At 59.4% G+C, this 26,857-nt stretch carries 19 protein-coding genes; 4 read left to right on the top strand and 15 right to left on the bottom strand.

Annotation, left to right across the window (positions count from 1 at the left end; translation table 11 throughout):
- The first annotated feature begins 10 nt into the window (after window positions 1-10).
- Both FHT85_RS08220 and FHT85_RS08225 read left to right on the top strand, forming a co-directional pair.
- On the top strand, window positions 11-928 hold the full coding sequence (locus FHT85_RS08220; protein ID WP_112412566.1) for an SMP-30/gluconolactonase/LRE family protein: 918 nt from the start codon (window positions 11-13) through the stop codon (window positions 926-928).
- 265 nt (window positions 929-1,193) lie between these two features.
- Window positions 1,194-1,628 carry a hypothetical protein gene (locus tag FHT85_RS08225; protein ID WP_112337674.1) on the top strand — a complete coding sequence of 145 codons (435 nt, stop codon included), beginning with the start codon at window positions 1,194-1,196 and terminating at the stop codon, window positions 1,626-1,628.
- 77 nt (window positions 1,629-1,705) lie between these two features.
- Here FHT85_RS08225 and FHT85_RS08230 read toward each other — a convergent pair whose 3' ends face one another.
- The 7 genes from FHT85_RS08230 to FHT85_RS08260 are packed head-to-tail and all read right to left on the bottom strand — an operon-like array spanning window position 1,706 to window position 12,042.
- Window positions 1,706-4,120, bottom strand: coding sequence for a cellulose synthase (locus FHT85_RS08230; RefSeq protein WP_112412619.1), 2,415 nt, complete (start codon window positions 4,118-4,120; stop codon window positions 1,706-1,708).
- Complete coding sequence (locus FHT85_RS08235) at window positions 4,117-5,166, bottom strand: glycosyl hydrolase family 8 (RefSeq protein ID WP_112412567.1); 1,050 nt, start codon at window positions 5,164-5,166, stop codon at window positions 4,117-4,119. Before FHT85_RS08235 ends, FHT85_RS08230 begins: the two co-directional genes overlap by 4 nt.
- Entirely contained in the window at window positions 5,163-7,658 is a 2,496-nt protein-coding gene (locus FHT85_RS08240) for a cellulose biosynthesis cyclic di-GMP-binding regulatory protein BcsB (protein WP_112412568.1), read from the bottom strand. Before FHT85_RS08240 ends, FHT85_RS08235 begins: the two co-directional genes overlap by 4 nt.
- On the bottom strand, window positions 7,658-9,847 hold the full coding sequence (bcsA, locus tag FHT85_RS08245) for a UDP-forming cellulose synthase catalytic subunit (RefSeq protein WP_112412569.1): 2,190 nt from the start codon (window positions 9,845-9,847) through the stop codon (window positions 7,658-7,660). Before bcsA ends, FHT85_RS08240 begins: the two co-directional genes overlap by 1 nt.
- A gap of 59 nt (window positions 9,848-9,906) precedes the next feature.
- Window positions 9,907-10,890, bottom strand: a complete 984-nt coding sequence (bcsN, locus tag FHT85_RS08250) for a cellulose biosynthesis protein BcsN (RefSeq protein ID WP_112412570.1) — start codon at window positions 10,888-10,890, stop codon at window positions 9,907-9,909.
- A complete protein-coding gene (locus FHT85_RS08255) occupies window positions 10,781-11,083 on the bottom strand; it encodes a hypothetical protein (protein ID WP_162700896.1) in 303 nt (100 codons plus the stop codon). The genes bcsN and FHT85_RS08255 overlap by 110 nt, the downstream gene beginning before the upstream one ends.
- Window positions 11,084-11,133: 50 nt before the next feature.
- A complete protein-coding gene (locus FHT85_RS08260) occupies window positions 11,134-12,042 on the bottom strand; it encodes an alpha/beta hydrolase (protein ID WP_112412571.1) in 909 nt (302 codons plus the stop codon).
- Window positions 12,043-12,342: 300 nt separating this feature from the next.
- On the opposite strand from FHT85_RS08260, the gene FHT85_RS08265 reads away from it, so the two are divergent.
- Both FHT85_RS08265 and FHT85_RS08270 read left to right on the top strand, forming a co-directional pair.
- Window positions 12,343-14,532 (top strand): TonB-dependent siderophore receptor, encoded by a 2,190-nt coding sequence (locus FHT85_RS08265; RefSeq protein ID WP_112412572.1) that lies wholly within the window; start codon window positions 12,343-12,345, stop codon window positions 14,530-14,532.
- A gap of 197 nt (window positions 14,533-14,729) precedes the next feature.
- Entirely contained in the window at window positions 14,730-15,311 is a 582-nt protein-coding gene (locus FHT85_RS08270; protein WP_112412573.1) for a dienelactone hydrolase family protein, read from the top strand.
- Between the two features lie 134 nt (window positions 15,312-15,445).
- On the opposite strand, the gene fhuB is transcribed toward FHT85_RS08270, so the two are convergent.
- From fhuB to FHT85_RS08310, 8 genes are all read right to left on the bottom strand, one after another.
- On the bottom strand, window positions 15,446-17,437 hold the full coding sequence (gene fhuB / locus FHT85_RS08275; protein ID WP_183774025.1) for a Fe(3+)-hydroxamate ABC transporter permease FhuB: 1,992 nt from the start codon (window positions 17,435-17,437) through the stop codon (window positions 15,446-15,448).
- Complete coding sequence (locus tag FHT85_RS08280) at window positions 17,434-18,309, bottom strand: iron-siderophore ABC transporter substrate-binding protein (RefSeq protein ID WP_246779915.1); 876 nt, start codon at window positions 18,307-18,309, stop codon at window positions 17,434-17,436. The genes fhuB and FHT85_RS08280 overlap by 4 nt, the downstream gene beginning before the upstream one ends.
- Before the next feature lie 19 nt (window positions 18,310-18,328).
- The gene (locus FHT85_RS08285) at window positions 18,329-19,141 is read right to left on the bottom strand and encodes an ATP-binding cassette domain-containing protein (protein WP_112337665.1); all 813 of its coding nucleotides are present in this window, start codon (window positions 19,139-19,141) and stop codon (window positions 18,329-18,331) included.
- A 59-nt stretch (window positions 19,142-19,200) separates the two neighbouring features.
- A complete protein-coding gene (locus FHT85_RS08290) occupies window positions 19,201-19,674 on the bottom strand; it encodes a GNAT family N-acetyltransferase (protein WP_112412575.1) in 474 nt (157 codons plus the stop codon).
- A gap of 59 nt (window positions 19,675-19,733) precedes the next feature.
- Window positions 19,734-20,324: a sigma-70 family RNA polymerase sigma factor gene (locus FHT85_RS08295; protein WP_112412576.1), complete on the bottom strand. Its 591-nt coding sequence runs from the start codon at window positions 20,322-20,324 to the stop codon at window positions 19,734-19,736.
- 163 nt (window positions 20,325-20,487) lie between these two features.
- A complete protein-coding gene (locus tag FHT85_RS30800) occupies window positions 20,488-21,207 on the bottom strand; it encodes a 4'-phosphopantetheinyl transferase family protein (RefSeq protein ID WP_112412577.1) in 720 nt (239 codons plus the stop codon).
- Entirely contained in the window at window positions 21,208-22,527 is a 1,320-nt protein-coding gene (locus FHT85_RS08305) for a lysine N(6)-hydroxylase/L-ornithine N(5)-oxygenase family protein (protein WP_112412578.1), read from the bottom strand.
- A 32-nt stretch (window positions 22,528-22,559) separates the two neighbouring features.
- A complete protein-coding gene (locus FHT85_RS08310; protein ID WP_183774028.1) occupies window positions 22,560-26,537 on the bottom strand; it encodes a non-ribosomal peptide synthetase in 3,978 nt (1,325 codons plus the stop codon).
- Window positions 26,538-26,857: the final 320 nt, after the last annotated feature.

The following is a 26,857-nucleotide window of genomic DNA, read 5'->3' on the forward strand; positions in this document are numbered from 1 at the left end:
GAAAACTGCGATGCCGACCGACGCCTCCATTTACGAAATCTACGACACGCGCTTCCGCAATCTGATCGTCCCGAGCGCCGACCTGGAGGAGCTTTACTCGGATTGCCGTTGGGCCGAGGGGCCGGTCTGGTTTGCCGATGCCGGATGCCTGATCTGGAGCGACATTCCGAACGAGCGCATGCTGCGCTGGGTGCCGGGCGGGAATGTCTCGATCTTTCGCGCGCCCTCGAACTTTGCCAACGGCAATACGCGCGATCGCCAAGGGCGATTGATATCCTGCGAACATGGCGGCCGCCGTGTCACGCGCACGGAGATCGACGGCTCCATTACTGTTCTTGCCGACAGTTATAAGGGCAAGCGCCTGAATTCACCCAACGACGTGATCGTCCGCTCGGACGGAACGATCTGGTTTACCGACCCAACCTATGGCATTCTCTCCAATTACGAGGGTTACAAGGCGGAGCCGGAGCAGCCGACCCGCAACGTCTACCGCCTCGATCCGGCCACCGGCGAGTTGGATGTCGTGGCGGACGATTTCCGCCAGCCGAACGGTTTGGCCTTTTCCCCGGACGAGACGAAACTCTATGTCGCCGACTCCGCCGCAAGCCACGACGTCAGCGCCCCCCGCCACATTCGTGTCTTCGATGTCGTGGATGGCAAGAAACTCGCAAACGCCCGGGTCTTCTGCACCATCGACACCGGCATTCCGGATGGCTTCCGTGCCGACATCGACGGCAACATATGGACAAGCGCCGGCGCCGGCGTTCATTGTTTTGCGGCTGATGGGGCTTTGATCGGCAAGATCAAGATCCCGCAGACGGTCGCTAATCTTACATTCGGTGGCCCGAAGCGGAACCAGCTTTTCGTTGCTGCAACGCGCTCACTATATCGGGTCTTCACGACCGCGAGCGGGGCTCAGATGCCTTAAGTGGTTGTTCCAAACTCCACCGTGGTTGGCGAGAATACGCTATGATGGCGTCAATGCGCAGGTTGTGGCGTTTAAGTTTCGAAGATTCCAGGCGCCTCATTTTCAAGTCCATCGTCGCCGACGGATAGAATCTGTATGACGATCTTGCTGGAAAGTCCGCCGGAGGCACTGTTGTTCGGGCGAAGAGTATTCGCACTCTCCTTTATTGTGTTATGGTAATTAACATACAAAAGCCAAGCAACTTAAAACTGGAGGGTTATTCTGCATGCGCACTTACGAACCATCTGAGTTTATTTCACAGTTGGCTGCCAATCAGCTTGTTGAACCCGTTGATTTAACACTATATGGATTGGTTAAGGTTGATGAAAACGACAGCTCTGTTCTGTGTTTTTCATCTTCGTTGTCGTGTGAGCAGTGGATATCTATCCCTGTTTCCTTGATCTCGTCTGTTGCACATGTTCGCAACGTGAAATGCAAAGATCACCAACATCCGCTTGCAAAGATTACACTTGCTGAGCCCAACAGAGAGGATGTCTCGGCTGTTCTTTTCATGCAGCTATTCGCTCAGGTCAGAGCGAATGCGCCCGCAACCCGAATGGTAACATCCAGTAAGAATCGTGCCCGGCAGGCTTGCGAGGTCCTTACATTCGATGATGTGCCCTACCTCTGCTGTGACGGAGAATGTTGGATATTGGTCTGATTAACGTCAGGTAGTTTGAGCAGCCCGCCCAAACGATTCATCGACCCCGGCAATCTTGCGACCGTGGCACGTCAAACTCAATACTCCCCCCGCGGCGGATGTAGCGTAAGCTGAAGATCCCGCAGGCCACGGCTGCCGTCGCGGCTGCCGGTTGCGGCGACGGCGGTGAAGATACGTTCGGCGTCGTCGTACATTTTCAGATTAAGGTAGCAGTATCCACGCAGCACCATTAGATCGACGCGCTCTTGCTGCAGTTGCGCGCGTTGATCGAGATAGAGCAATGTTTCGTGATAGCGCTTGCCCTCGAAGGCCGAAAGTGCGCGGTTGGCCAGTATGGCCACCTGTAATTCGGCGGCGCGCTGGTGGTTCATCGGCGCCTTGGTGGCGGCAACGGACGCATCGTTGGCAAGGCCAGCTCTCAAATAGGCCAGGCTCTGTCCATAGGCTGCCTCTTCGCGCGACTTCGAATCCGCATTGTTCAAGGCGACGCCAAAGGCTTCCACTGCTTCCATGGGCCGATTGAGGTTCATCAGGCACCAGCCTCGGGAAAGAGCGTTACCAGGCGTCAGCGCTTGCGCGTTCACGGTGGTTTTGCATCCTGCCGTTTTGCGTGGCGAGCGGGTGGCGACCCGGGCGCCGGCCTGTGGTTCAGCATAATCCTGGGATGGTGCACTGCGGGCGGGCGCGATCGGCTGGTCGGGCATCTGCGCATTGACATAGGGCCGTGTCACCGGAGGCTGAGGTGCCGCCTGGGAGATTGGGGGGAGCACATTCTGCGCTGCGCCTTGCTGCATCGATGTTTGAGGCAGAGCCTGCGGTGCGGACTGTGCGGCTTGGTTGGGCGACGGCAGCGGTTCTGACGTCGGCGTTCGAGGCGCCGGCTCGCCGAGCACGGCGATGCGTTGGGAGCGACCGGCCCATAGTCTTTGAACTTCGGCAACACCCTGCCGGTCGTTCAGCTGATTGCGGGTAATGGCAAGGCCATAGGCGGAGGGTTCGTCGTCCGGCTTCCAGCGCAAAGCGGTCTCGAACCAGCGAGCAGCTGCCTGCTGCTGGTTCATCGAGCGCGCAAACCACCCGAACTGCTGGGCTGTCGGGACGTATTTCTGCTTCACGACCTCCGCGGCGATGCGGCCTAGGACATCTTCACTGAGGTTGGCCGGCGGCTGCAGCGCGATCAGATTAGCGGTCGCCGCAAGGTAGGTTGCCATCGCATCCTTGGATTCATTGCGCCACTTATACATGGCGTCTTCGGCTTCCTGCGGCTTGCGATCGGCGATCAGCACCAGTGCCAAACCCTGTGAGATCGTTGCCGAATCTTCCTTCTCGTGCGCTGCTTTGAACCATTGCTCGGCATCGGGGTAGTTGCCGCGACGCAGATAATACCAGCCGAGGAGTGCGTCATCGGATGCAAGGCCCTGGCTGCGGGCGACACGCTCGACCTGAGATAGATAATCCTGCGATACCGTCAGCTTCGGATCGTCATTGCCCTGCGCGACGAAACGGCGAGCCAGATCGGTCCTGATACTGTCGAATTCACGCCCGCCATTGCCATCAGGCCTTTCGAGAGCCAAAAGGTCCTGCATCGGCTGATAGGGCAGCAGAGCCGCCGCCTTTTGGATGGTCGCAAGCCTTTCCTGCGGATTGGTGCAGGTTTTCAGGATATATTTATAGGCGTCCTGGCCGCGAGCGGCACGATCGGTGCGGATGAAGGCGTCGGCAACCCGCCAGAGGACGTCGATATCGCTGCAGGTGAGCAGGCTCGGCGTTCTCGCGCCGATGTCGATCACGGTCTGATATTGCTTCAGATCGGAGGCGTTGACGAGCCGGGTGCGGGCTTCCGCGATATCGAGTCGCTCCAGTAGATCGGTAGGCGGCTGCCAGCCGGGTTCGCTAGTCTGTCGGTCGGCGACGGCCTTGCGCACTTCGGCGTAGCGGCCCTCCGAATAGAGCTGCCACATGGCCTCGAGCTGCTTGTCGCTATTTTGCGGTATGGCCAGCGGATCGGCAGGGGGCTTCCAATTGGGGTAGAGCGCCTGCAGTCGGGAGATTTCGGCCTGCAGTCGCGCCTTGTCGCCCCGGCTTGCAAAATAGCGCAATGCACTTTCGTCGACCTTCGGCTGATTATCGCCAGCTTGTGCCGGGTTGGACTGCTGAGGTGATGTTGGCTTCGTTGTTTGCGGCTGTGCCTGTTCCGGCGAGGCTTGCGCCACAGAATCCGCGGCGGTTGTATTTGCCGACTTCGCGGGAGCGTCGGAGAGAACCGCCGACGGCGCAGCCGCCTGTATATGATCGGCAAGCGCCTGCAAGTCGGCGGGCTGTCCGGAGCTGCCGCCGGCCGAGCTGTTATCGGCGGCAAGCATCGCCTGCGGCTCGAGACGTGCCGACTTTGCCAGCTTGATCTTGTCTTCCGGCGAATCGTGATCCTTCGTCGCGAGCGTGAACCCCGCCACGGCGACGGCCATGAAAGCCATGATCAAGGTGGACTTTATAAACACTCCGGATGCTTCTCCGTGACGAAAGCCAGGCTCAACAGCTGCAAGGTGGCCGGATAGTAAAGCGATGGGGTAAACTGCCGAACCGAAGCAGGCAGTTTCGTACCGCTCACCACACACGCCACAACATCGTTAACAATTCTATAACCCACGTCGGGAAGCAGGTCCTTCGGCTTGCCGGTCGCCAGATCGATCGTGGCAGGCTCATCCTCCGCGACGGTCATTCCCTGCCGGAGGCGTGAAAGCAGCGCCTCGTCGTCGATCCCGGCGCGGGCCAGGTAAAGCGGGATCCTGACGCTATTATAGCCGAATTCCGCTTCGAAGCCGTCCGCGGGTTCCGGTTTTGCCTTGAGGCTTACCCAGTCGGCAGGAAGCTTGCGCGGGCCAAATTGCAGGGAGCGCAGCAGGGCAAGGCCGTCGTTGCTGAGCTTCTGCCAGCGATCGGAAGGCACCAGCAGCGCCATGACGGGGATCGCTTCGAAGACCCAATAAGATGGATTGATGACCGGCCCATCCTTGCGCCCTGGTGGCCGGTAACCTTCGGCGCCGGGAATAAGCAGCGTCGTCCCTGCGGACGTGATGACAAGATGAGCAAGGATGGATCTCGCCATGCTTGCGGCCGTCTGTAGATAATCTCTATTGTTCCAGGCCGATCCCGCCAGGGCTAGTGCGTAAGCAATCAGCAGATCGCCATCCGAAGCATTGTTCGTGTCCGCTACATGCGGGATGACGGCCGGATCCCATTTCCAGACGGCAAGACCGTCATCGCGCAGCAACAGCTCCGTGCGGGTAAAATACCAGATCTGTTCGAAATCGGCCGGATTGTTGGCCAGGTAGGCAAGCAGCATGCCGTATCCTTGCCCCTCGCTATGGCTAATGCCGCCATTGCCGTTGTCGATGATGCGACCATTCACATCCAGGAATTTCGCCTTGTAGGCGGCCCAGGCCTGCGGATCGATTGCAGCTCGTTGAGCGGCAGCCGGTTGCGCTGCCGTCATAATGGCCGCGCTGCAGATAGCAAGAACAAGGCGCCAAAGCTTCATTCGCGCCTGCCGATCTTGGAAAGAACACTTGCCGTGCTCACGCCGAGCAGGAAGGAGCCGATCACGAACAGCAAGGCGTAGGACAATATGTTGCTGGAAAGCCAGTTTGCGGCGATCAGCCGATAGTTTGTCAGCGACCAGGGCTGGGAGACGACAAAGCTGAATCGGCTCACGGGCACCGTATCGATTTTCCCCGTCTTGCCGGAATAGACCGTGATGCGACCGCCGATCTGCGACCAGGCATGTTGCGCGCTCATCGCCTCGGCGCCTGCCCGCAGGTCTCCGGCGCTGGGCGCGGTGACGACGGTCCAGGTTGCGTCATTGGTCGGATTTGCCTCCTGGGCGATCAGGAAGCTGTTTGCGTTCGATGGTGTGAACATCTGTTCGGAGCTGGGAATGAAGCGCAGCGAGCTCAGAGTAATGTCAAAATTGCGATGCATCCATTGCTGGAAGTTCTGCATCTGTCCCTGCAATATCCCGCCATTGATGCGCGTGCGCCAATCGGCAATCGTCACAGAAGCTTCCGGTATATTGCCCTGGCCAGGGGCGGGCGGACGCCAGGCGACCTGGCTCGCAGCGGAGATGTTCATTTGCGCAAGGATTGTCGACGGCAGCTGCGAAACGGATCCTATGAACAGCGCACTACGGGTGCCGACGGTATTCGGCGAGGCGGTCGGTTCGAAAGGGATCGGGTGACCGGCGGTGAGTGCCATCTGGCCTAGGAGCGTTGCGGTCGCGGACAAGGTGTCAGCATCCGGGCGGTCGATGAAGAGCGCGGCGGGCTCGGTCTCGCGGCTGTAGGGGTAGCCTGTGCCGGTGAGAGCCGCCAGATTCGGGCGCTGTGCGATCCTCGCGAAATCCGGCACCGTAAACTGGCTCGTGTCGAAGAGTGCAAATCGCGGCGTCATGCTCGATGTCGCGGCAGGCGCGCAGGCGGTATCCTCATCGGCCAGTAACATGGCTTCAAGTGTGATGGTGTTTAATCCCGGCTTGAAATGGCGCATGGTGATGCGGATGGGCAATTGCCGGAAAATGCCGCCCCCGGTCGCTGTGATCGGCTTGGTGGTGGCGATGCTGCCATTGACATAGACGTCGATGTGGCTGCCCGGCCGCACATCCGTGGCATAGGCCGCATCCAGCAGGATGGTCGCCTCGCCATAGGCATTCGCATAGAAATCGGAGGGGATCGCCACGTTGAAGCTGGTATGGAAACGCCGGCCGGAGAATTCTGTGGTCTTGACGCCCAGCTGTTCGAAGGAAAGGCTGGTGCCGGAATAGATCAATGGCGCGTCGGGTGCGGACCATCGTTGTGTTACCAGCAGATCTCGGCGGGTGCCTGGCGCGCGTTCGGTCGGCGACACGACCATGTCGACCGCAGACGCGATTGCCTGCCAGGATGGACCACTGATAAGGAGAAGCTGCTGACCGCTGCGCGGGTCCGTTGCAAAGGTCGCGAGCGCGCCACTTTGTGCTGCGGCCGGAACAGCAAAGATAGGCTGCAGCTCTGTCGGCGTGCCGACGACCACGGTCATTTTGCCCGGGCCGGGCGCGGGGAGGGCATCTGTGTCGAACGAAAAGGCCTGGTTCGGCATTCCGCTCAGAAGCGCCAGTCCCTGTGACAGATGCAGGATCGGCTTGGTCGTCTCTGGTTGAGCCAGGGCCGGTACGACGAGATTGAATTGCGTCTTGCCGATGCCGTCGACACCGATTGCGCGGATGGCATCGGTCGTCGACAGTTTTTCTGCGTCGCGGCCGGCGAAGCTGAGATAGGTTCTAGCGGGATCGATGTCGGACCAGAGCTCGTAGGTCGACGCAATATCACAGTCGACGCGGTGGCGCTGCGTCGCCTCGAAGGTCAGGAGATTGGCGCCGGGCTGCAGGAGCCCGCGCGGAATGTCGAAGCTGATATCGGACTCGTTGTCCGAGGAGCCGATCTGCTGCTGATGAACGGCGCGGTCGTTCACCAGAACGGTGATCTGGGATGCCTCCGGGGCGACGACAACTGCATTCTGATAGGCAAATGTGAGTTTTGCCGGGGCTGCCGCCTGCTCAGGCGTCAGATAGATCGACCAGGACTTGCGATCGGCCTCGCCCTCCAATCGCAGCTTTGCGAAGGGAACGACATAGCGCCGGAAGGCCGATACGTCGTTGCCGGCGGTCGCCTGCTTCGTCTTCGATGCCGCTTGTGGCGTTGTCTGCATGGGAGCAACGGGCGGGACGGCCTTTGGCGCCGGAGTTTGCGGTGTAGTGGCCGGCGGCGTCATGACCAGAGGCGGCGCGACCTGTGGTGCGACGGTTTGAGGGGTAGTGGCCGGAGGCGCTACCGTTTTCGGGGACTCCGTCTGCGGCGCGGCAGTTTGCGGGATAATGATCTGAGGTACTGTCGGCGCTTCGCCCTTTGGCCGCTCGCCGGACATGTCAAACGGCGCTGTCTGCGCCTGTGCTGTGACGGCGCCAAGGAGAAGCAGGAGGATGGGGAAGGTGCGGTTCATCAGCTTTTCGCCTTCGCATCCTGCCGTTGCTGCGTGCGATCGGAGCCCACGCCTTTGAACAGATAGAGCAGGCCACGGCTGGTCTGATAAAGCGACATGCTGAGGAACCAGAAGGTCCCGCGGATGATGCCGGGATTGCGCCGCCGCGCCTGCTGGAACTTCGTCCATTGATCGGAATTGGCAAAGACGAGATCGGCAATCAGGCGGTGGTCGGTAGCACCCTTCGGAATATATTGGCAGCCGATGGCCGTGATATCTCCCATCTGTTCGATATTGCGGACGACAATCGACAAGGTCACCATTTCGGCGCCGCTGTAGGGCTGAAAGCGTATGGTCGCTTCCGAGCCGACCTTGACCGGCTCCAGATCCTTGTTGAAGACGTTCAACCTGGCGCCGTGAACGGAGACGTCCTCGATGGAAGCAGAATTCCACCGTCCGTCGATCCCGAATTCGCTGCGGCGATCGACCCGCACGCGCCGTGAAGAGGCGCGCTCCCCGCGTTCGGAGACAACGCCGAGCGCACAGCCGGAAAGGATGAGGTTGATGATGTTCCAGCCGCCGACGACAAGCGTGACGTCCGCTTTATAGGGCTCAGCATAGATGCGGTATATGGTGACCGCTAGCGCGATGATCTGAACGGCGAAGATGACGAAGAACGGACGGCTGATTTCCGAAAGCCGGCTGACCGCGATGGACTCATCCTTGGCGGTGACCTTGAAGGTTGGCTTGCGGGGATTGAGCATGACCGAGATCACCGCCGGCAACAGATGTACCGTCTGAACATATTCGTAGAGCTCGGAAATCCAGGGCCAGCGGAACGACCCATAGAGATAGTTCTGCATCATCAAGTTCACGAGCATATAGGCAAGCGTATAGGCGAGAAACTCGCTGCCCGATGCCGTGAAGATCTCGAGATCGAAGAAGAGATAGCAGAGTGGTGCAAACAGGAAGATGGCGCGCGGAAACGGAAACAGCCAGAACAGCGTCGAGGACATGTAGCAGAGCCGCTGCGGCAGCGTCAGACCGCGCTTCAAGAGCGGGAAGCGGAAGCGCAGGATCTGCATCATGCCTTGCGCCCAGCGGCTGCGCTGGCCGATGAAGCTTGCGAAAGTCGCCGGTTGCAGGCCGGCAATCAGCGGCTTGTCGACATAGATGCTGTTCCAGCCGGCGCCATGCAGCGCAAGGGCGGTTTCGCAGTCTTCCGTGATGCTGACGCCGCTAAAGCCATTTTGCGATTGCAGCGCCTTGCGGCTGAGCACGGCGGCCGAACCGCAGAAGAAGGCGGCATTCCACTTGTCGAGACCGCGCTGGATGATGCCGTAGAACATTTCGTTCTCGCTCGGCATGCCGTCGAACGTACGCAGATTGCGCTCCAGCGGATCCGGATTGATGAAAAAATGCGGGGTCTGAACCAGAAAGAGCTTCGGGTCATCCTCGAAGTAGCCGACGGTCTCGCGCAGGAAATCACGCGCGGGCGCATGGTCCGCATCGAAAACGGCGATCAGTTCGCCGTTCGAATGCTCCAGTCCGTTATTGAGGTTGCCCGCCTTGGCATGTTCGTTGCGGTCGCGCGTCAGATATTCGACATCGAGATCGACGCAGAGCCGCTTGAGTTCGTCATGGCGGGCGATTGCCGCTTGCGATTCCAAAATCTTCGTCGAATTGCGCTTCTGTAAGGTCCCGCCATCATCAAGCAGCCACACCCTCAGCTTGTCGGCCGGATAGTCCATCGCCTTGGCGGAGGCGAGGGTGTTGGCCAGAAGATTGGTGTCTTCATTGTAGGACGGCACGAAGACATCGACGCTCGGGAAGTTCTTGGTTTCGGAAGCGCGGTTGGTACGCGGTGGTAGCGGCGTGGCGACGATGAAGAGGCTGAGCATCAGCATCGCCACGTTGTACATTTCGGCGAGGTAGAGCAGCAGGCCGGGAATGAAGTTTTCCGGCTGATTGACGGGCGGCAGCGTATAGGATGTGCGCCAATAGACATAACGCAGCACGATGGCGGTGCCAAAGGCGAGGGCCACCAGCCGCCAGGTTCCCTGCCGCTTGAGGATCTTGATGATCGCCATCAAAGTGACCACGACGGTGCTGGCAATCAGCTGCGTTTGAAGGTTGACCGGCAACGTGATCAGAATGATCCCGCAGAGCGCTATCACGGCCCATATCAAGATGCTGCGTGCAGTCTGCATTGGTGTCCCTTCAAAGGTATTGCCAGACGCCATCCTGGCGTCCCCAAGCGGAACCGCTGCTAGCGGCACCCCTGAGATATGCCAGTTGCCCCGTTACAGTCCGGTAAAGGCACGACGATATTGCTTGCAGTATTTGCCGGTAGTGGTGCGGCCGACGAACTCGCGCCGCTTCCGCCATTGATTTGGGAGGGCTCGTTTCCACCATCCGGCAGCGGTACGCGCGGTCCGATCATCGGCGGCAGCGCTGGTGCCGCCTGCGGCTGAGGTTGGATCACGACCGGCCGGCGCCTGATTGTCGGGCGCATTGTGACGGGGGCGGGCTGGTAGCCGATGCTGATCGGCGCAGTGCGGTAGGGTGCCGCGTCGGGATAGACCGGTTCGCCGGGCTTGCCGAGAGCAGCATCAGCACCGCGCGGTGCACCGAAAGGATTGAGCGCGGCGCCGGCAAAATGGCCAGCGATCGTATAACCGTAGACCGTGCTCAATAGCTCGCGTTCGCTCGCATGGGCGTCGCAGAGCCGGATGCGGACCTGCACCATGCCGAAATTGCGCTGCTCCTGCTGTGGCGCAAAGCCGGCCTTCACCTGCTGCCAGGCATAAAGACAGGTATCGCCGGCCCGGCTCTGGCCGGAAGCATAGCCGAACGGCCCGTAGCTGTTCTGGACGAACGTTGCCGAGCGCGCGAGCCGAACGCCAGGTATTGCGGCCGCCATTTCGCGAACAATCACCCGGTCACTGATCGTATCGAACGGCCGGCTCCCAAATCCCGGATTGGGGCCTGTTATGCCTTGAAATTGGACCTTGAGGAAGTTCTGGCCTGAAACGGAAGACGAGGTGGAAAGTGCGATCGTCTGCTCGACATCCTTGCCATGCCGGCGCTCGACCACGTTTATAATCGCTGGTCCACCGGGTGGCGGAAATGCCAGCGCCTTGTCACTTGTGACCGTTTCCACGCCGATCGATTGGTGAACCTGACCGGTTGTGGTGCAACCAGCCCCGATACAGGCCAACATTATCAAAACTATCGTCTTTGAAAAATGCATCTTTTAGATCGCGGCAATCCTGGTCACATTCATCGGCAAATTGCGCGACGGTCTTTGGAATCAAGTCCTTGTATTCACTATAGCAAATAAAGGTGATTATGGTTAACCGATGGTTAATTTCGCCCATTGGAGTGCCGGAAGAAGACAGAAATGCGCAGCCAACGCGCTCCATCGTGCCGAATGCGCGAAGCACGATATTTTTCCTAAGAAAAGGCTGAAACTTCAGGCGGCAAGCCTATGAATTCAGAATGAATTTTTTCTTCGAAATGCGATCTGGACGGCCCGGTTCAGCGCGACCGGAAGGACCGACATGTGGTTCTCTTCGGCATATACTTCAAAGGTGATCGTTCCTGTGGATGACACCAGTTTGCCCCATCTCTCAGCCATCTCGCGGGCAAGTTCTATCGTGCGCGTTTCCTTCGCACGCTCCTGACGTTTTTGCTCGTCGGCGGTACCTTTATGGAAGGGCGCGAGGTTCTCGCCTTCATACTGACCGGCGGAAAGATGCAGTTCCGTATCGAGCGGCTCTTTGTACCTGTCGAGGAATTTTCTCTCCATCGAAAGAATAGCTGAATCTTCCCAGTAGATCGCTGGGCTTGCGGAAATCCAGCGGCTGAAGGCATCGGGTTTGCAAAACAGCGCGTAGAGCGTGAACAGGCCACCAAACGAATGGCCGAAAAGCGTCTGGCGCGAGCGGTCGATCCGAGCTTGCCGCTCTATCCAAGGTTTGAGCTCGTCCTCGATGAGCGCCAGAAAGCGTTCAGCACCCCCGGTCTTTACATCCGGCGTATCGGGAAAGAACGGCGGATAGACGCGTCCGGGCGGCGGGCTCAAATCCCAGGAGCGGCGGAGCGGGTCATATGGCTCGTCCGTGGGATAGCCGATGGCAACGATGACGCCTTCTGTGACATTGGTTCCGTTCGGATAGCTCGCCTGCACCTTCAGCGCGTCGACGGTGGTCGCAAAGCAGGCGTTGCCGTCGGTCAGGTATAGGATCGGCCAACCCTCCGGCGGTGCCGGTTTGTCCGGGCGATAGAGAAAGATCCTGTGCGGATGATCGGCATTGTCAAACTTCAGGTCAATGAATGTGCAGCCGGGAAGGGTGGCCGGCGCCAGAATGGAAGCGGCATTGTGTGATGATGTATGAGACATGGCCTCTCCGGCTGACCGATCATGTGGGGCGCCGGAATAACAGCGCCGATATTTGCAGAAAGATGATGAAAAATCTCATATTATTGGGGGCGCGATCTGGCAAGCGGGCCAAATGCTTTGCTAAGCGTAATTTTCAGGTGCCTCCTGCAATTCGGCGTTCGGCCAACGGGGCCATTCTGCAACATGAGAGTGGAAACGAATAAAAAATATGACTCTTGTACTCATGTATTCTTGACGCCGGCTGCGCCTGCGAACTAATTTGCGCCATCTTTTTCCGAAACGGGCAGGCGCAAAGGGCTTATGAAGCAGAAATCCCATAATTGTATCAGTAATTTGACACGAAAGAGATTCCATCTTGCAAGCGGCGCCACCGCACTTGCAACAGTGTTTGCTTTAAGTGGAAATGCCTTCGCACAAGATGCTGCGGTCGATGCGAACAATGGAAATGCCACTCAGCTCGCGCCGATCATCGTCAGCGGCCAGTCGAGTGACGCAAGCGATAACACGACCGTGGCGGCAAAGAAGAGCAGGGGCGCCACCAAGATCAATACACCGATCCTCGAGACGCCTCGTTCCGTATCGGTGGTGACCAAAGAGGAGCTCGAACAGCGCGGCGCTCAGGATATCGTCGAGGCGGTGCGTTATTCGGCTGGCGTCCAGACCGGCTCCTATGGCTTCGATCCGCGCTTCGATCAGGTCTATATTCGCGGCAATGATGTTACGACCGACGGCGACTATCGCGACGGGCTGCGTCAGCCCTACATGAATTATGCGATGTTCCGGACGGATCCCTATGCGCTCGACCGCGTCGAGATCATCAAGGGGCCGGTATCCGTGCTCTATGGCGCCGGTTCGCCGGGCGGGATCGTCAATAAAATATCGAAGCTGCCGACCGAAGAGACGATCAGGGAAGTCGGCGTTCTCTATGGAACGTCGGATCGTGCCCAGACGATGTTCGATTTTGGAGGCAGGGTCAATCAGGACGATGACAGCATGCTGTATCGCATCGTCGGCCTGGCGCGAAAGGGCGACACCAATTTCGATATCGCCGACGATCGTTATCTGATCCAGCCGTCCTTCACCTGGAAGCCGGACGACACGACGAAAATCACCATCTATGGCTCGGCGCAATCGACGGAAACGGATGCCAGTGTCGGCGCCATGATCGGCCCCGATGGCAATGTTCTCGACTATCGCGACAGCGACCCGGATTACGATTATCAGAGAACCAAGCAGCAGCAGGTCGGCTATCAGTTCGAACACGAGTTCGACGGGGGCTTTACCTTCCGCCAGAATCTTCGTTTCTCTCATCTGGATTTGAAGTCACGCTATCTCAGTACCCTCGGCTGGGTCGGAGACGTCGCCCAGCGTGGTGCGACGGCGATCGGCGATAGGATGAATGTCTTCCAAGTCGACAACCAGCTTGAATCCAAATTCGAAACCGGTCCGGCTGCTCATACCGTCTTGTTCGGTCTCGATTATACCCGCATGAGCGATTCCTTCGCCTATGGGATGGATGCGACGACCAGCCCCGCCTATGACTTCGATATCAGCAATCCGAGATATGGCGTATCCGGCCCGACACCGGCCTATAATTTCAGCCGGGTTGACGCCAGCCTGCAGCAGTTCGGCGCCTATGCCATGGATCAGATCGAACTCGACAAGTGGCGCTTCACGCTCGGCGGGCGCCAGACCTGGGTGAAGCAGTCGACCGACACCACCATTGTCTCCACTGATACGACAACCAAAGACAGCTTCAACAAGAATGCATTTTCCTACCAGGCTGGTGCGCTCTATCTCTTCGACAACGGCATTGCACCCTTCACCAGCTATTCCACCTCGTTTAATCCGGTCACACAGCGGTCTGCATCCGGCAGTATTCTCGATCCGACCAAGGGCGAACAGTACGAGCTCGGCGTAAAATACCAGCCGCCAGGCACCGACATTCTGCTTTCGGCCGTTGCCTATCATCTGGTGGAGAAGAACAAGCCGGTTCTCGTCGATCCGCTGATGGGCATTTATGCCTCGCTCGGTGAAGTGACCAATAAGGGGATCGAACTGGAAGCCAGGGCAAACATCACCGATGGCTGGGATGTGGTTGCCGCCTATGCCTATAACCACTCCGAAATCACGCGTGGTGACAATGCCGGAAACGCACCGGCCGTAACGCCCCAAAACATTGCCAGCCTGTGGTCGAACTACACGTTCCAGGATGATTCTGCCGCAAAGGGCCTGACCGTCGGCGCCGGCATTCGCTATACCGGCGAGACCTACACCAGCACGGCCAACACCGACAAGAATGATGCAAGCGTCTACCTGGATGCGGCCGTGTCTTACGACTTCGGCGCGGTCGATCAGAAATATAAGGGCCTGATTGCAAGCGTCGATGTCCGCAACATCGCCAACCGCCGCCTGACGGTCTGCAACGAAGGCTATTGCTACCTCGGACAGGGCCGCAACATCACGGCCTCGTTGAAGTATCGCTGGTAAGCTTATCGGGGCGCCGTATTCTGTGCGGCGCCCGCTCCACCCCGATAGCTTCCTTTCATCGGCCGAACTCGACCTTACTGTCAGCAGGGCTACTTTGCAGCCTAAGCCTGTTGCAAGATACCCGCATTCTTGCCGATGCGGCGATGAGGCTGTAGCTAGCAGAAAATGTACCCGACCATCCCATCGCGAGGTTCCGTATGGCTGAGGTTCTTTTGTTCCACCACGCACAGGGATTGACCCCGGGTGTGCGAGCATTCGCTGATGAGTTGCGGGGTGCCGGTCACATCGTGCACACGCCTGACCTATTCGATGGACGCACTTTTCAAAGCATCGAAGAGGGGCTCGCCTATATCGGCGATGTTGGATTCGACGATATGCGGGAGCGCGGTGCCCGCGTCGCTGACGATCTGCCTCCTGCGCTCGTCTATGCCGGGTTCTCGTTCGGCGTGCTGCCTGCGCAGAAGCTGGCCCAGACACGGCCCGGAGCCCGAGGAGCTCTCTTGTTCCATTCCTGCCTGCCGATCAGTGGCGGATGGGCCTTCGGGCCTTGGCCAGATGGCGTGCCTGTCCAGATTCACGGGATGGAAAACGACCCGATCTTCGTAGGCGAGGGCGATATCGATGCCGCCCGGGAGATTGTGGCGAAGGTCGAGGACGCGAAGCTTTTCCTTTATCCCGGCGATCAGCACTATTTCGCCGACAGTTCGCTTCCGTCTTATGATGCGGGTGCAACTGCGCTGCTGACGAGCCGAGTACTTGAGTTCCTGGATCGCGTCTGATCGAAGCCAGTGTTTTGGTTTGAACTTAGTTCCCAAAAGTGGTCGTGCAGCAACGCAAGCAATCTGCCCGCCTTCGGCTAGCAAGCATCCCGTTTGCATATATGCCGCGCTCGGGGAGCAACTGCTACGTGAGACTATGCCGCCCTTCGCCGTTTCATCAGCAACATCAACAGCAGCGGAGCGCCGACGAGAGCCGACACAAGGCCGGCTGGCATCTGATAGGGAAAGGCGATCATCCGGCCGAACCAATCCGCAAGCACCATGAGACTGCCGCCGGCGAGTGCTGCACCTGCAAGCTGAGGAGCCGCGCGTCGGAGGCCAAGCTCGCGCGCCAGATGCGGCCCCATGAGGCCGATGAAGCTCAAGGGGCCGACGACCAAGGTTGCGGCCGCAGTCATGGCTGCGGCAAGGGCAAAGAGGCAGGCGCGGGCAAAGTTGACACGAATGCCGATTGCCTGGGCCGCCTGAGCCCCAAGCGGCAGCAGGTCGAGCCAGCGATGAGCCAGAAAGGTAAGCGCAAGGCCTGCTATTGCTGCCATCAGCGCAGAGATTGCCTTTGGTGTATCAACGAGATAGGTCGATCCGCTCATCCATTGCATGACGATCATAGCGCGCGGATCGCCGCTCGCGGCCAGCACGCTGATGAAGGCATCCAGCATGGCGCCCAGCGCGATGCCCGTCAGAAGTACTCGTTCCGGCGCGAAACCGGATCGGATGCCGAATAGGAAGATGGCGATAAGCACGGCGAAGGCACCGATACCGCCGAAGCCCAGTTGGGCGGCCATGTCGGGAGCAGGCAGAAGGAAGAGAGCGGCGGTGACGCCGAGGGTAGCCCCTGCCGAAATACCCAGAACCTCCGGACTTGCCATCTCATTGCCGCTGAGGCGTTGCAGGATCGCGCCGACGACGCCAAGCATGGCACCTGCGGCAAAGGCACCGGCGATGCGCGGCAGACGATAGGGCAGTACGTCAGGCCAATGGAGATAGGCAAGCAGCGTCCATGTGCCATCCGGTGCACGCCCGAAGAAGACTGCGCCCGCCAGGAGAAGGACGAGCGCCGGAACTGATGCAAGCAAGAGTACGCGCGGCGTATGTAAGGCGCGGCTCGCATTCTGAGAGGGGGAGGGCGCGCTGCGCTGCGCGGCCTTCAAACGCGGCAGCATCAGGAGCAGCAACGGTGCGCCTAGCAGTGCAGTAATAGCGCCCGTCGGCAAGAAGGTCGAAGAAGCCCCGGAGAGCAGCACGAGGGCTTCATCGGTCAGCAGCAACAAGCCCGCGCCGATGAGGGGTGACCAGATGAGCTGGCTCTTCATCTGTCTAGCGCCGGCAAGCTGGGCGATGCGCGGCGCGATGAGACCGATGAAGCCGATAACGCCGACGGCGCTGGTGACGATCGCGGCAAGCGCAATTGCGATGCAAACGGCAACAACGCGCGTGCGCTTGACCGACAGGCCAAGTCCGCTCGCGCCGCTATCGCCAAGTTCCATGAGTGCGAGCGGCCGCGCCATCAGCAAGGCCGCGATGGAAAGTGTGGCGATTTTCGGGAGAAGGGAAAGCGGAATGGTCCAGCTTTGCTGCGCCAGCGATCCGGCGCCCCAGATGAAGAGGCCGGAGAGATAGCGATCGTTCATCAGAACGAGAATGGCGGCAAGCGCTCCACTCCAGACGCCGACGATCAAGCCGGCAAGCACCAGCGCCAAGGGCGAGAAGCCGCGCCTTGCGCCGATCAGGAAGACGACTGCCGCCGCCGCGGCACTCCCGAACAGGGCAACGGCATCGCGGCTGAGACCCTGAAGAGCGGGAAAGCCAAGCATGACGGCAACAAGCGCAAGATTGGCGCCGGCCGAAATGCCGAGCGTGGAGGGCGAGGCGAGCGGATTGCGCAGTACCTGCTGCAGCAGGCTTCCCGACAGCGAGAGCGCGGCACCCGCCAGCAAGGCGGTGACGATCCTCGGCAGCGTCGAATAGATGAGTAGCAGGCGTTGAGGGTCGTAGCCTGCTTTCTGCTCGAACAAGCGTGAAAGGTCGGGCGCCAGTTGATGCCAGGCAAGCAGGCTGGCGAGCGCGAACAGCGTCAGCGCCACGGCTGGAGCACCGAGGCCGTTATTTGCTTCGGTGCGGATCATGCGAATGTTTCCAGATGGTCGAGCAATATGCGCGCGAAGCGCTCCGCTTCCTGCACCATGCCGAACATCAAGGTGCCCGGCAGCACGGAGACGCGCCCGGCTCGGACAAAGGGAAGGCTGGTCCACAACGGACTATCCTGGAGATTGTCGAGCACATTTGGCGGAAGCAGGGGTTCGAATGCGATCAGACGCAAGCTTTGATCGAGCGTCGCCAATTGCTCCAGCCCGATCGTCTCGAAGCCCCAGTAGTCGCCCGGCTTGGTCCAGGCGTTTTTTAGCCCGATCCTGGTCATGACGTTCTGGTAGAGGCCCGCGCCGCAATAAATGCGAGCATGGCGCGGGTCGACAAAATTGATGAGCGCCAACGGCGGAGGGTGGAGCTTTTTGACGCGGTTTGCGCAGTCATCGAAGAATTGTTCCGACCGGGCAAGGAATTCTTCCGCCTGTTGCCGCCGGCCGATGGCGTCGGCCAGTCGGCGCGTCGCCTCGATGGAACGTGGCAAAGCTTCGCCGCCTTCGGCAAAGATCGTCAGTTCCAGCACCGGCGAAATCGCCTCCAGTTGCGGCTTCAAAGGCGCAAGAAAGGGCGTCGTCAGGATCAGTGCCGGCTTGACGCTTGCCAGGACCTCGAGATTGATCTCGCCGGTGGTGCCGAGATCGATGACGCCATTGGGCATTTTCGGTTCGACGACCCATGTGTCCCAATCGGCAAGCGAGGCGATGGCGGCGGGCGTGACGCCGAGCGCCAGCAGTGTTGATGCCAGGCCATAATCGAGGGAGACGATCGGGCCGGATATGGTTCCTGAAGCCACTCCCGCTTGCGGAACGGCAAAAAACGCCGCGGCGGCAAGCAGCGTGCGTCGCGAAAGCATCAGGTTCTCGAGGCTGCCTTCAGATGACATAGGCAAGCGGCGTTCCATGCACGGGATGGGCGGTGACGCCCATATTGGTGCCGTAGATCGTATTGAGCGTTTCGGCCTTCATGAGGCTCGGCGACGGCCCCGCTGCAATGAGGCGCCCCTGCTTCAGCGCGTGCAGATGATCGCAGAAATGTGCCGCGACATTGATATCATGCAGGACGAGAATGACGCTCAGATCCTTCGTCCGGCAAAGCTCGCGCACCAGGCCGAGGATTTCCATCTGGTGGGCGATGTCGAGCGCCGATGTCGGCTCGTCGAGCAGCAGGCAGCGGCTGTCCTGCGCGACCAGCATGGCGATCCAGACACGCTGACGCTCGCCCCCGGAGAGCGTATCCACGATGCGGCCCGCCAAGGTATCGACATGCGTCAACTTCATCGCGATCTCCACCTTTTCCCGGTCGAGATCGGTGAAGCGCCCGAGCGCCCCATGCCAGGGGTAGCGCCCGCAGGCGACGAGTTCCTCGACGGTCATGCCGGCCGCCGATGAGGTGTCCTGCGGCAGATAGGCGACGGCGCGGGCAAAGGCCCGCATATCGTAGGAGCCGGCGGCCACGCCATCGAACAGGATGCGTCCGCCGGTCGGCTGAATCTGCCGAGCCAGCAGTTTGATCAGCGTGGATTTGCCGGAGCCGTTATGGCCGATCAGGCCGGAAATCTCGCCCGCCTTGAAGCTGATGTCGAGCGGATGAAGAATGGTTTTGCCGTCGACCTCGAAACGCAGGCCTTCCGTCGCGAAGACCGTTGCGTGACTTTGATCGTTTCCGGTGATCCTATCGTTTTTCATTATCATTCCTGCTGAAGCCCACCGGCTTCCTAAAATTCCGGTCGCCGGTGAGCGATGCGTTAGTTGATCGAGGTCAATGGCTTGACGAAGAAGAGACACGGATCGCTTTCGCGCCAGAGGGTTGGAAATATCTCGGCGCGTATGAAACCGTTTCTGTCGTAGAAGGCACGGGTCTTTTCATATTGCGGTTCGTCCCTGCCGCGCGGCGCCAGCGTCTTGACCGTCAGAAGCTTGCAATCGGAAGAGCGGGCGAAGGTCTCTGCTGCGGACAGCAATCGCTTGCCGACGCCGCTGCGATGATGCCGGCGCCTGGTTGCTATCACGAGAATCTCCATGGCGGCCGGCGGATGGGCGCGCAGCGACACGAAGCCGGCCACAGTATCCGCCTCGACGCAGCCGAACATCGGCAGGGCCTCCACGGCGCCCGCGCAGGCTTCGATGACATCGGGGTCGGTAAACCAATCGGTCAATTCCAACATGATGTCACGACAGATGGCGCCTTTGGATTCGGTTATCTCGATGGTTTCCTGCATCTATTTTTCCCTTTCCTGGCGATGGAGTGCAGTTTGCGTGCGATGGCGGTGAACCGCCATCAGGCCTGCATCTCCCGCACCCGTGTTGTTCGGTTTCGTCTGTGGCTGCTGCCGGCAGTGCAAGCATGATCGGCCTCGAGCGAGATAGCGGCGAGGCACCGCGAATGCGCCTCCCGCAGAAGGCCGCAAACAAGGGCGCAGGATACACCCGCCTCCCTGGCGATGATGTTCTGGGGGATATCGTCGAAATAGTGCTCCTCATAGAACTTCCGGGTTCTGGCAGGCATGGATTCGACCGTGCAGCGGAAGGCCTTGTAGGCCTCGGCCTCGTGAAGGCGCTCCTCCGGGCTTCCATAGGCCGAGGTGTTGCCGCCGACTTCCTCTTCGACGAACAGGCCGCGCTCATATTGCCGGCGTCGCATATGATCGGTCGCCAGATTGCGCACCATCCGCATCACATAGGGCGTTGGAGCCGCTATATCCTCGTTCAGTGGCTTGGAGACCAGCTGCAGGAGAACTTCCTGCACGACATCCTCGGCCAAGCTCATGCAGCCTGTGATCCTGCGTGCGACGGAGAGGAGCTTCGGATAGGCGTGAAGTGCTGTTTGGAGTTGCGCATTGGAAGTCGACTGCGAACGGTTGGCAATCATGTCGGGCTCTCGCTGAAATCCAAAGTTGCATTTCTGTGTGCCCCTCTTTTTGAGAGGAACCTATAAAACATGACAATGATAGTCAAGATAGCGGAGTCGAAAAGTGAAGCATCTCCTAAATCATGGTTTATCCACCTGATTTTATTTCAATTTTTTTATGGATCTAGAAGAAAATCCCGCTTTTATGATGCTGCCATTGCGGCCATGCTGTAGCGTTTGATGTCGCGATAGCCCACTGAAAACCTCTGCTTTCTCCGTCACTTATCCGGCCCGAATGGATGAATAGCGCTTCGCCTGATACCTGATATCTGCCTTCTAAGGTTGTATTTCCCGGCGTCGGTATCACGCTTTGCGGGTCGACCAGAAAACCCTGGCCGAAGCATTTCAACGCAGCCTCTTTCTGAACCCAGCAGGCGAGAAAAACATCGCGGCGATGTCGTCCATCCAATTGATGCACCTGATTGAGCTCTTGTTCGGAAAGGATCATCGGCATGATCTCGGAGGCTTCCTTCTCCGAAAATGCATCGAGACGCTCGATATCGATGCCGATGCGGGCGCCGCGGCAGATCGCAAGCGCTATGCGATCTTTCGTGTGCGACAGATTGAAGTCGATGTCAGGGTAATCGCGCAGATAGGGTCTGCCGGAAGGGGTAATCGCAAGACAAAGTGCTTGCGGGGCGCAGCCAAGCAGATTGGCGATGACGCTTCGACACAGGACCCGGCCGGCAACGAAAAGGCGCCGCGCCGAGCATGATCTGAACGCTGCGGCACGGCTTTTTTCTGCTTCGCTCAAAATCGAGTCCGGTACGGGAAGCCCGTCAGATAGGTGCAGGCTATGAAGTTCCACCTGCACCGTCTCTTCCCCCGGTTGGCCCGTCTTCACCTATTCCGCTGCCTGTCCCATGTGAGAGGGAAGGTTCGAGGGCTGTCCGTGCGTTTCCCACTGTACGATGGGATCGAGCTGATCGAGATCAAAATGCTGGCGGCCGAGCAACGCGTTGGCGATGACCGCGCTGCGCCATGCGGCAAGGCTAAGCTGCGGCTCGGCAATGCCGTGGCTATGGCGTCCGGCATTGAGAACGAAGATACGGTTATCACGCGGCCCATCCCATCTGAGCGAGAAATCGCTTTCGAGTACCGGTTCGCCGATGGAGCTGAGCTCGATGCGGTTTTCGAGCGAATGCAGGAATTCCGGAAGCACAAAGCGATAGCCGGTTGCAAAAACGACCATATCGACCGTCAGTGTTTCGATGCTGTCATCGAAGCCGTTGCGCATGGTCAGCGTGATTTCGGGACCATCCTGCTCGGCTGCGATGACGTTGCGGAAGGGGCGCAGCGATATGCTGTGGTCGGGGTGCCTGGCAGCATCGAGCTTTCGCTCGTAGAGCCGGCGATAGAGCTTCTTCAAGGTGGAGGCGGAAACGCCGTCGCTCGCCAGCACTTGCCTGCGTGTGTGAGTGAGCCGCAGCTCTTCGGGAAGTCCGTGGAAGCGCTCCATGTAGCTTGGTGTGAAGAGCTCATTGGTGAAGGGCGTGGCGTCGAGCGGCTCGAAATTCGGCCGGCGGCTGATCCAGTGGATGGATGAAACCCTATTCAGATCCAGGAGTGCATCGACGATCTCGGCGCCGCTCTGGCCGCCGCCGATGACGGCAATGCGGGGCGCTTTGACATCACCGATACGTTGCGTCGCTTCGCTGCTATGGAAGGTCATGGACTTCGGCAGCTGTTCGGCCCAAGCCGGACGAGACGCTATCTTGCCGACGCCGACGGAGAGATTGCGAGCGCTGATCGCACCATCGTCGGTGGCGATGGAGAAAAAGCCGTCATTGGCATGGACCTCCCGGACGCTCGCGCCGAAGCGGAGCGACGTTAGCCCGCGTGCGACCCATCCGAGATAATCGGCGAATTCCTTGCGCGGAACGGCTTCATATTCCGCATTGAGAAACTGATAAAAACGTTTATGCGCAACGAGATATGAGAGGAAGCTCCACGGACTTGTCGGGTTGGTGGCCGTCACCAGATCCTTGAGGATGGATGTCTGCATTTCCGCACCCGGCAGCATCATTCCCGGATGCCATGCGAAGGATGGACGCCGTTCGAAGAAGTGGACGGAAAGTTGCGGTATAGAATCGAGCTGAGCGGCAAGGCTGAGGTTGAAGGGACCGATTCCGGCCCCGGCGAGGTCGAGCACGTGCGATGTCATGGTGCAGCTCCAGAATGATGTCGAAGAGGGGGTTACTTGACGGCGTCTTTGGACAGCGGCGCCGGCGCAAAAGCATGGTCGAGCCGCCGGGCGAAACGCTGATGGAATGGCGTCTTGCCGATGATCGTCAGATGGTTGGTGCCGGTGACGATCTCCGATGCCGTGGCATTCGCCGAATAGCGCCGCCAGTCGATGACGTTGAGGGCACGCGTGAGAGAATCCTCGGCCGCGAAGGCATGGATACGGAAATCGGATTGCGCCAGGCGGTAGTTGCGGAAGATCATCGCATTGTCGATGAGGATCCAGAACGTATGCTCTTCCGAGCCGATATCGGGACCATCCGTTGGCAGTTTGACGTTATGCTTGACGATATGATGGAGGAACTGTTCGTAGACCTCCTCGTCCATGGCGGCGAACAGCCTCTTCCAGTCCTCGCGCATCGGCGTGGTGGCAAGCCAGCTCTGCACGGCAGCATGGGTGCGATCTCTGATGCCGTCTTCGAAGCGCGGCATGATGCCGACGGTAAATTCCTCGTCCATATCGCAGACATCGACCATGCCGATCATACGCAGATCGATGTCGTTGCCGAGCTGCCGGGCGGCCTCATAGGCGAGTAGTCCGCCCCACGACCAGCCGAGGAAGGCGCAGGGCCGACCCTTGGCTTGTCTGCGCACGGCTTCGGCGTAACGCGCGGTAATGTCTTCGACACGGGTGCTCAGCGTCTTGGTTTCCGTCAGCGAATAGCAGATGAAGCCGGTTGCTGGCTGTTCCGGGCCGAGATAGTCGACAAGCCGCATATATTCGCGCGTGCTGACGAGCAGGCCCGGGAAGCAATAGAGCACCGGCCGGTCACCATTGCGGCGAAGGTAGACGACGTCGACGCCAGTTTCATCGCGGCTGCCGTCGACCGCCAGCGCCAGATCGCGCACGGTAGGGTGATTGAACATATCGGCGATCGTCAGCGGCCATTCGGGATGGCGCATCTTCAGGCGCGAGACGATGCGCACGGCCATCAGAGACTGTCCGCCAATATCGAAGAAATTCTCCGTGACGCCGATATCACCGATGTCGAGGATATCCTTCCAGACATCCAGGATAGCTTTTTCCTTGTCGTTGGCAGGTAACGCCATTTCGCGTTCGATGCGCGGTGCGGGCAGGGCCGCGCGGTCCAGCTTACTGTTCGGCCCCATCGGCAACTCGTCGATCAGCATGATGGTCTGTGGCACCATGTAATCGGGCAGGGCCGTCATGGCGGCGCGGCGCAGCTCGGTCACGCTCAAGCTCTCGCCCTCGCGCGGCACAACATAGGCGACCAGAGAACTGCGCCCGCCGTCATTGTGCAGGAGAATGACAGCCTCGGCGACACGCTGATCGGAGCGCAGCACGGCTTCGATTTCGCCCGGCTCGATGCGGAAGCCGCGCAATTTGATCTGATGATCGACGCGGCCGGCGAATTCGACGATGCCATCTTCCCGCCAGCGGCCGAGATCGCCGGACTTGTACAGTCGTTCGCCAGGTGTGAAGGGATCCGGAATGAAACGATCCGCCGTCAGCTCCGGCTGGCCGAGATAGCCGCGTGCCAGGCCGCTGCCGCCGATATAGATTTCGCCAATCACGCCGACCGGAACCGGCGCAAGGTCGGCATCAAGCACATAGATGCGCCGATCGCCCACGCCGCGCCCGATCGGCGCGACCGTTCCCTCGAAGCGGGTGCCAGCCGGAATCTTCCAGATCATCGGCGTCATGATCGTTTCGGTCGGGCCGTAGCCGTTGATCAGCAGCTGCGCCTTCAGGTTCTCGGTAATCATGTCGAACACCGCCTGCGACAGTGCCTCGCCGCCGAAGGAATAGAGCCGCAACCGCGGAATTTCGCTGTTCTCCCCGGCATATTCGGCCAGCCCCCGGACATAACTTGTGGGCAGGCTGGCATTGTTGACGCCGTGTCGCTTCATCGCCGCGAAGGCATCTTCCGGTGTGGCGAGCTTGTCCTGCGTCAGCACCACGCCGCCGCCTGCCATCAGCGGCACCATCCAGCGCTCATGGCCGCCATCCGAGGTGAAGGGCAGTACCGGATATTCGCAGGATTCCTCGCTCATCTCGTAGATGCGCAAGGTGGCCTTGCAATGGTGCGCGAGTGGTCCGTGCTCGACCGCCACTCCCTTCGGGACGCCTGTCGAGCCTGACGTGTAGATGACATAGGCAAGGTGCTGCGGGGCAATGGTCGTTGCCGGTGCGTCGGCGCTCTCGGCGGACAGGTCGATGGCATCGAGATTGAGGTAGGGTGTCGCGATATCGCTCGGCAGGTTGGCGATGTGCTTTGCGCGGGAGATGACGAGCGAGAGGCCCGGGGCGGTCAGTATGTGACGATTGCGGGCCTCAGGGTGATCCGGCTCCACCGGCGTGAATGCGCCGCCGGCCTTCAGCACGGCAAGAATGGCGATGATCGCGTCGATCGATTTTTCAAGGGCGATAGCGACGCGCTTTTCCGGGCCGATCCCCATCGCGATCAACCGATGAGCCAGCCGGTTGGCGGCAGCTTCGAGTTCCCCATGTGTCACGGATTTCTCACCCTGTGCGACGGCAAACGCATTCGGCCGCCGTCTCGCCTGCGCGGAGATGACCTCGTGGATCGGCGTGCCGTCGTCCGGCTCCGGTGCGTCCGGATAGGGTGCCGAAAGCCTGCCCAGCTCTTCCGGTGACACGAAGGGAATATGTTTGACCTGAAGGCCGGGGCTGGCCTGTAACTGCGCAAGTGCCATGGTAAGATCGTCGGCGAAGCGTATGATTTGTTTTCGATCATGCTTCTGCGGGTCGAAGCCGATGTCGATGCGCAATTTGCCGACGGAGGCCGGGGAAACGGTAACGACCAGATCGGCATCGCGACGTGCCGGCGGTTCTATGGGGCTGCGCAGCGCGACTTCGTTCGAGGTTGCTTGCAGGAGACGCAGGGGTGGACGCACATCGAGGAGCGTCTTGACGAGGCCGGTGGTGTCGAAGGATTCGTCCCGTCTTATCAACGCATCGGCAAGGGCCTCGAAGGGCAGGGATTGCCTGATAGCCGTATCGATTTCCTTGACGAACGCATTGCGAACGTCCTTGAGTGTCATGGTGCCATCGAGTTCCGGCGTTAGGATCAACACGTCCTCGCAGCGGGCGGCGACTTTCTGCCTTTCCGGACGCGTGACCAGGCCGATCCTTTGAGTGCCGTATCCGCTATGGCGCCGCAGGGCGATCCCGAGGGCTGCAAGCATGTCGCCGGAGGTGTCGGCGGACGATTGTACCGGCACTTCAAGCATATGCTCGAACCAGGCCTCGTCGACCGTGTTTTTTCCCGCCGATGTTTGTGGCGGGAGTGACGCAATGTTCTCCTGGGCCGTCAGCCGCTGGAACCAGAAGTCGACCAGTTCCGGCGCCGCATGGCGCGGTGCGCCATTGGCAATCATCCACGAAGCGGCGTCGGGCAGTACGGTCTCTGCGATATCCGCCGGATCATGACCGTCGATGTTGTGAAGGAAACCCGCCGCAAGCAGGTCGAGCGCCGCAGCGTCGGCAAGGATGGCGTGGAGGGAGAATAGGGCGCCCACCGCCCGCGCTTCTTGCGTCAGGAGGATGAAGCGGGCCGGATTGCCATCGGTAAGGTCGATTGGGCGGGCCTGTTCCGCTGCGGCAGCCGTAGTCAGCGCGTTGTCCAGGTTTTCGCTTGCAGTCAACTTCGTCTCGATGATCTCGACGAAACGGTCGTTACCCAGGATCTGCTGGACGGCGCCGCCTGCCCGTGCCTCGAATTCCGAGGTGATGAGGGGATGTTGCCTAGAGAGTTTTGATAGGCCCTCGCGCGCAAGGTCAGAAGAGATCGGGGGGAAGACGATCGCGAGTATTTGTCGCCCGTAGACGACTTCGTTACCAGTCTCAGACAGGAGCCAGATACGTGACTGTGTCGGCGATAAGGAGCATTTGGCGAGATAATCCGTATCGTTTGCTGCCTTGGCGTTGCGATCGTGGACAGTCATTTCTTCGCCGCTCTCCTTGAATGTATTGAAATACATATCAAATCGATCGAAATACAATAATGTATACCTCTCAATATCTGTGAAAGATATTAAGTTCAATCGATCGATATCTATGTCTTATGGCGCCGATAAACTCGGACGTTCCGAAAATTACGTCGACGTAGCTGCATAACGAATGGGGTTTTGGAAAATTCAGATGATTTTCGAAAAATATTTTTTGGAAAATATTTTGAATTTTTGCTGACGTCGTTCGTCACCGCAGAATTAGCGCTGTGTTTAGCCTGCAGATATCAACCGGCGTGGTTCTGAAGATATGGAGA

The sequence above is a fragment of the Rhizobium sp. BK312 genome (genome assembly GCF_014193605.1).
Classification (GTDB): Bacteria; Pseudomonadota; Alphaproteobacteria; order Rhizobiales; family Rhizobiaceae; genus Rhizobium.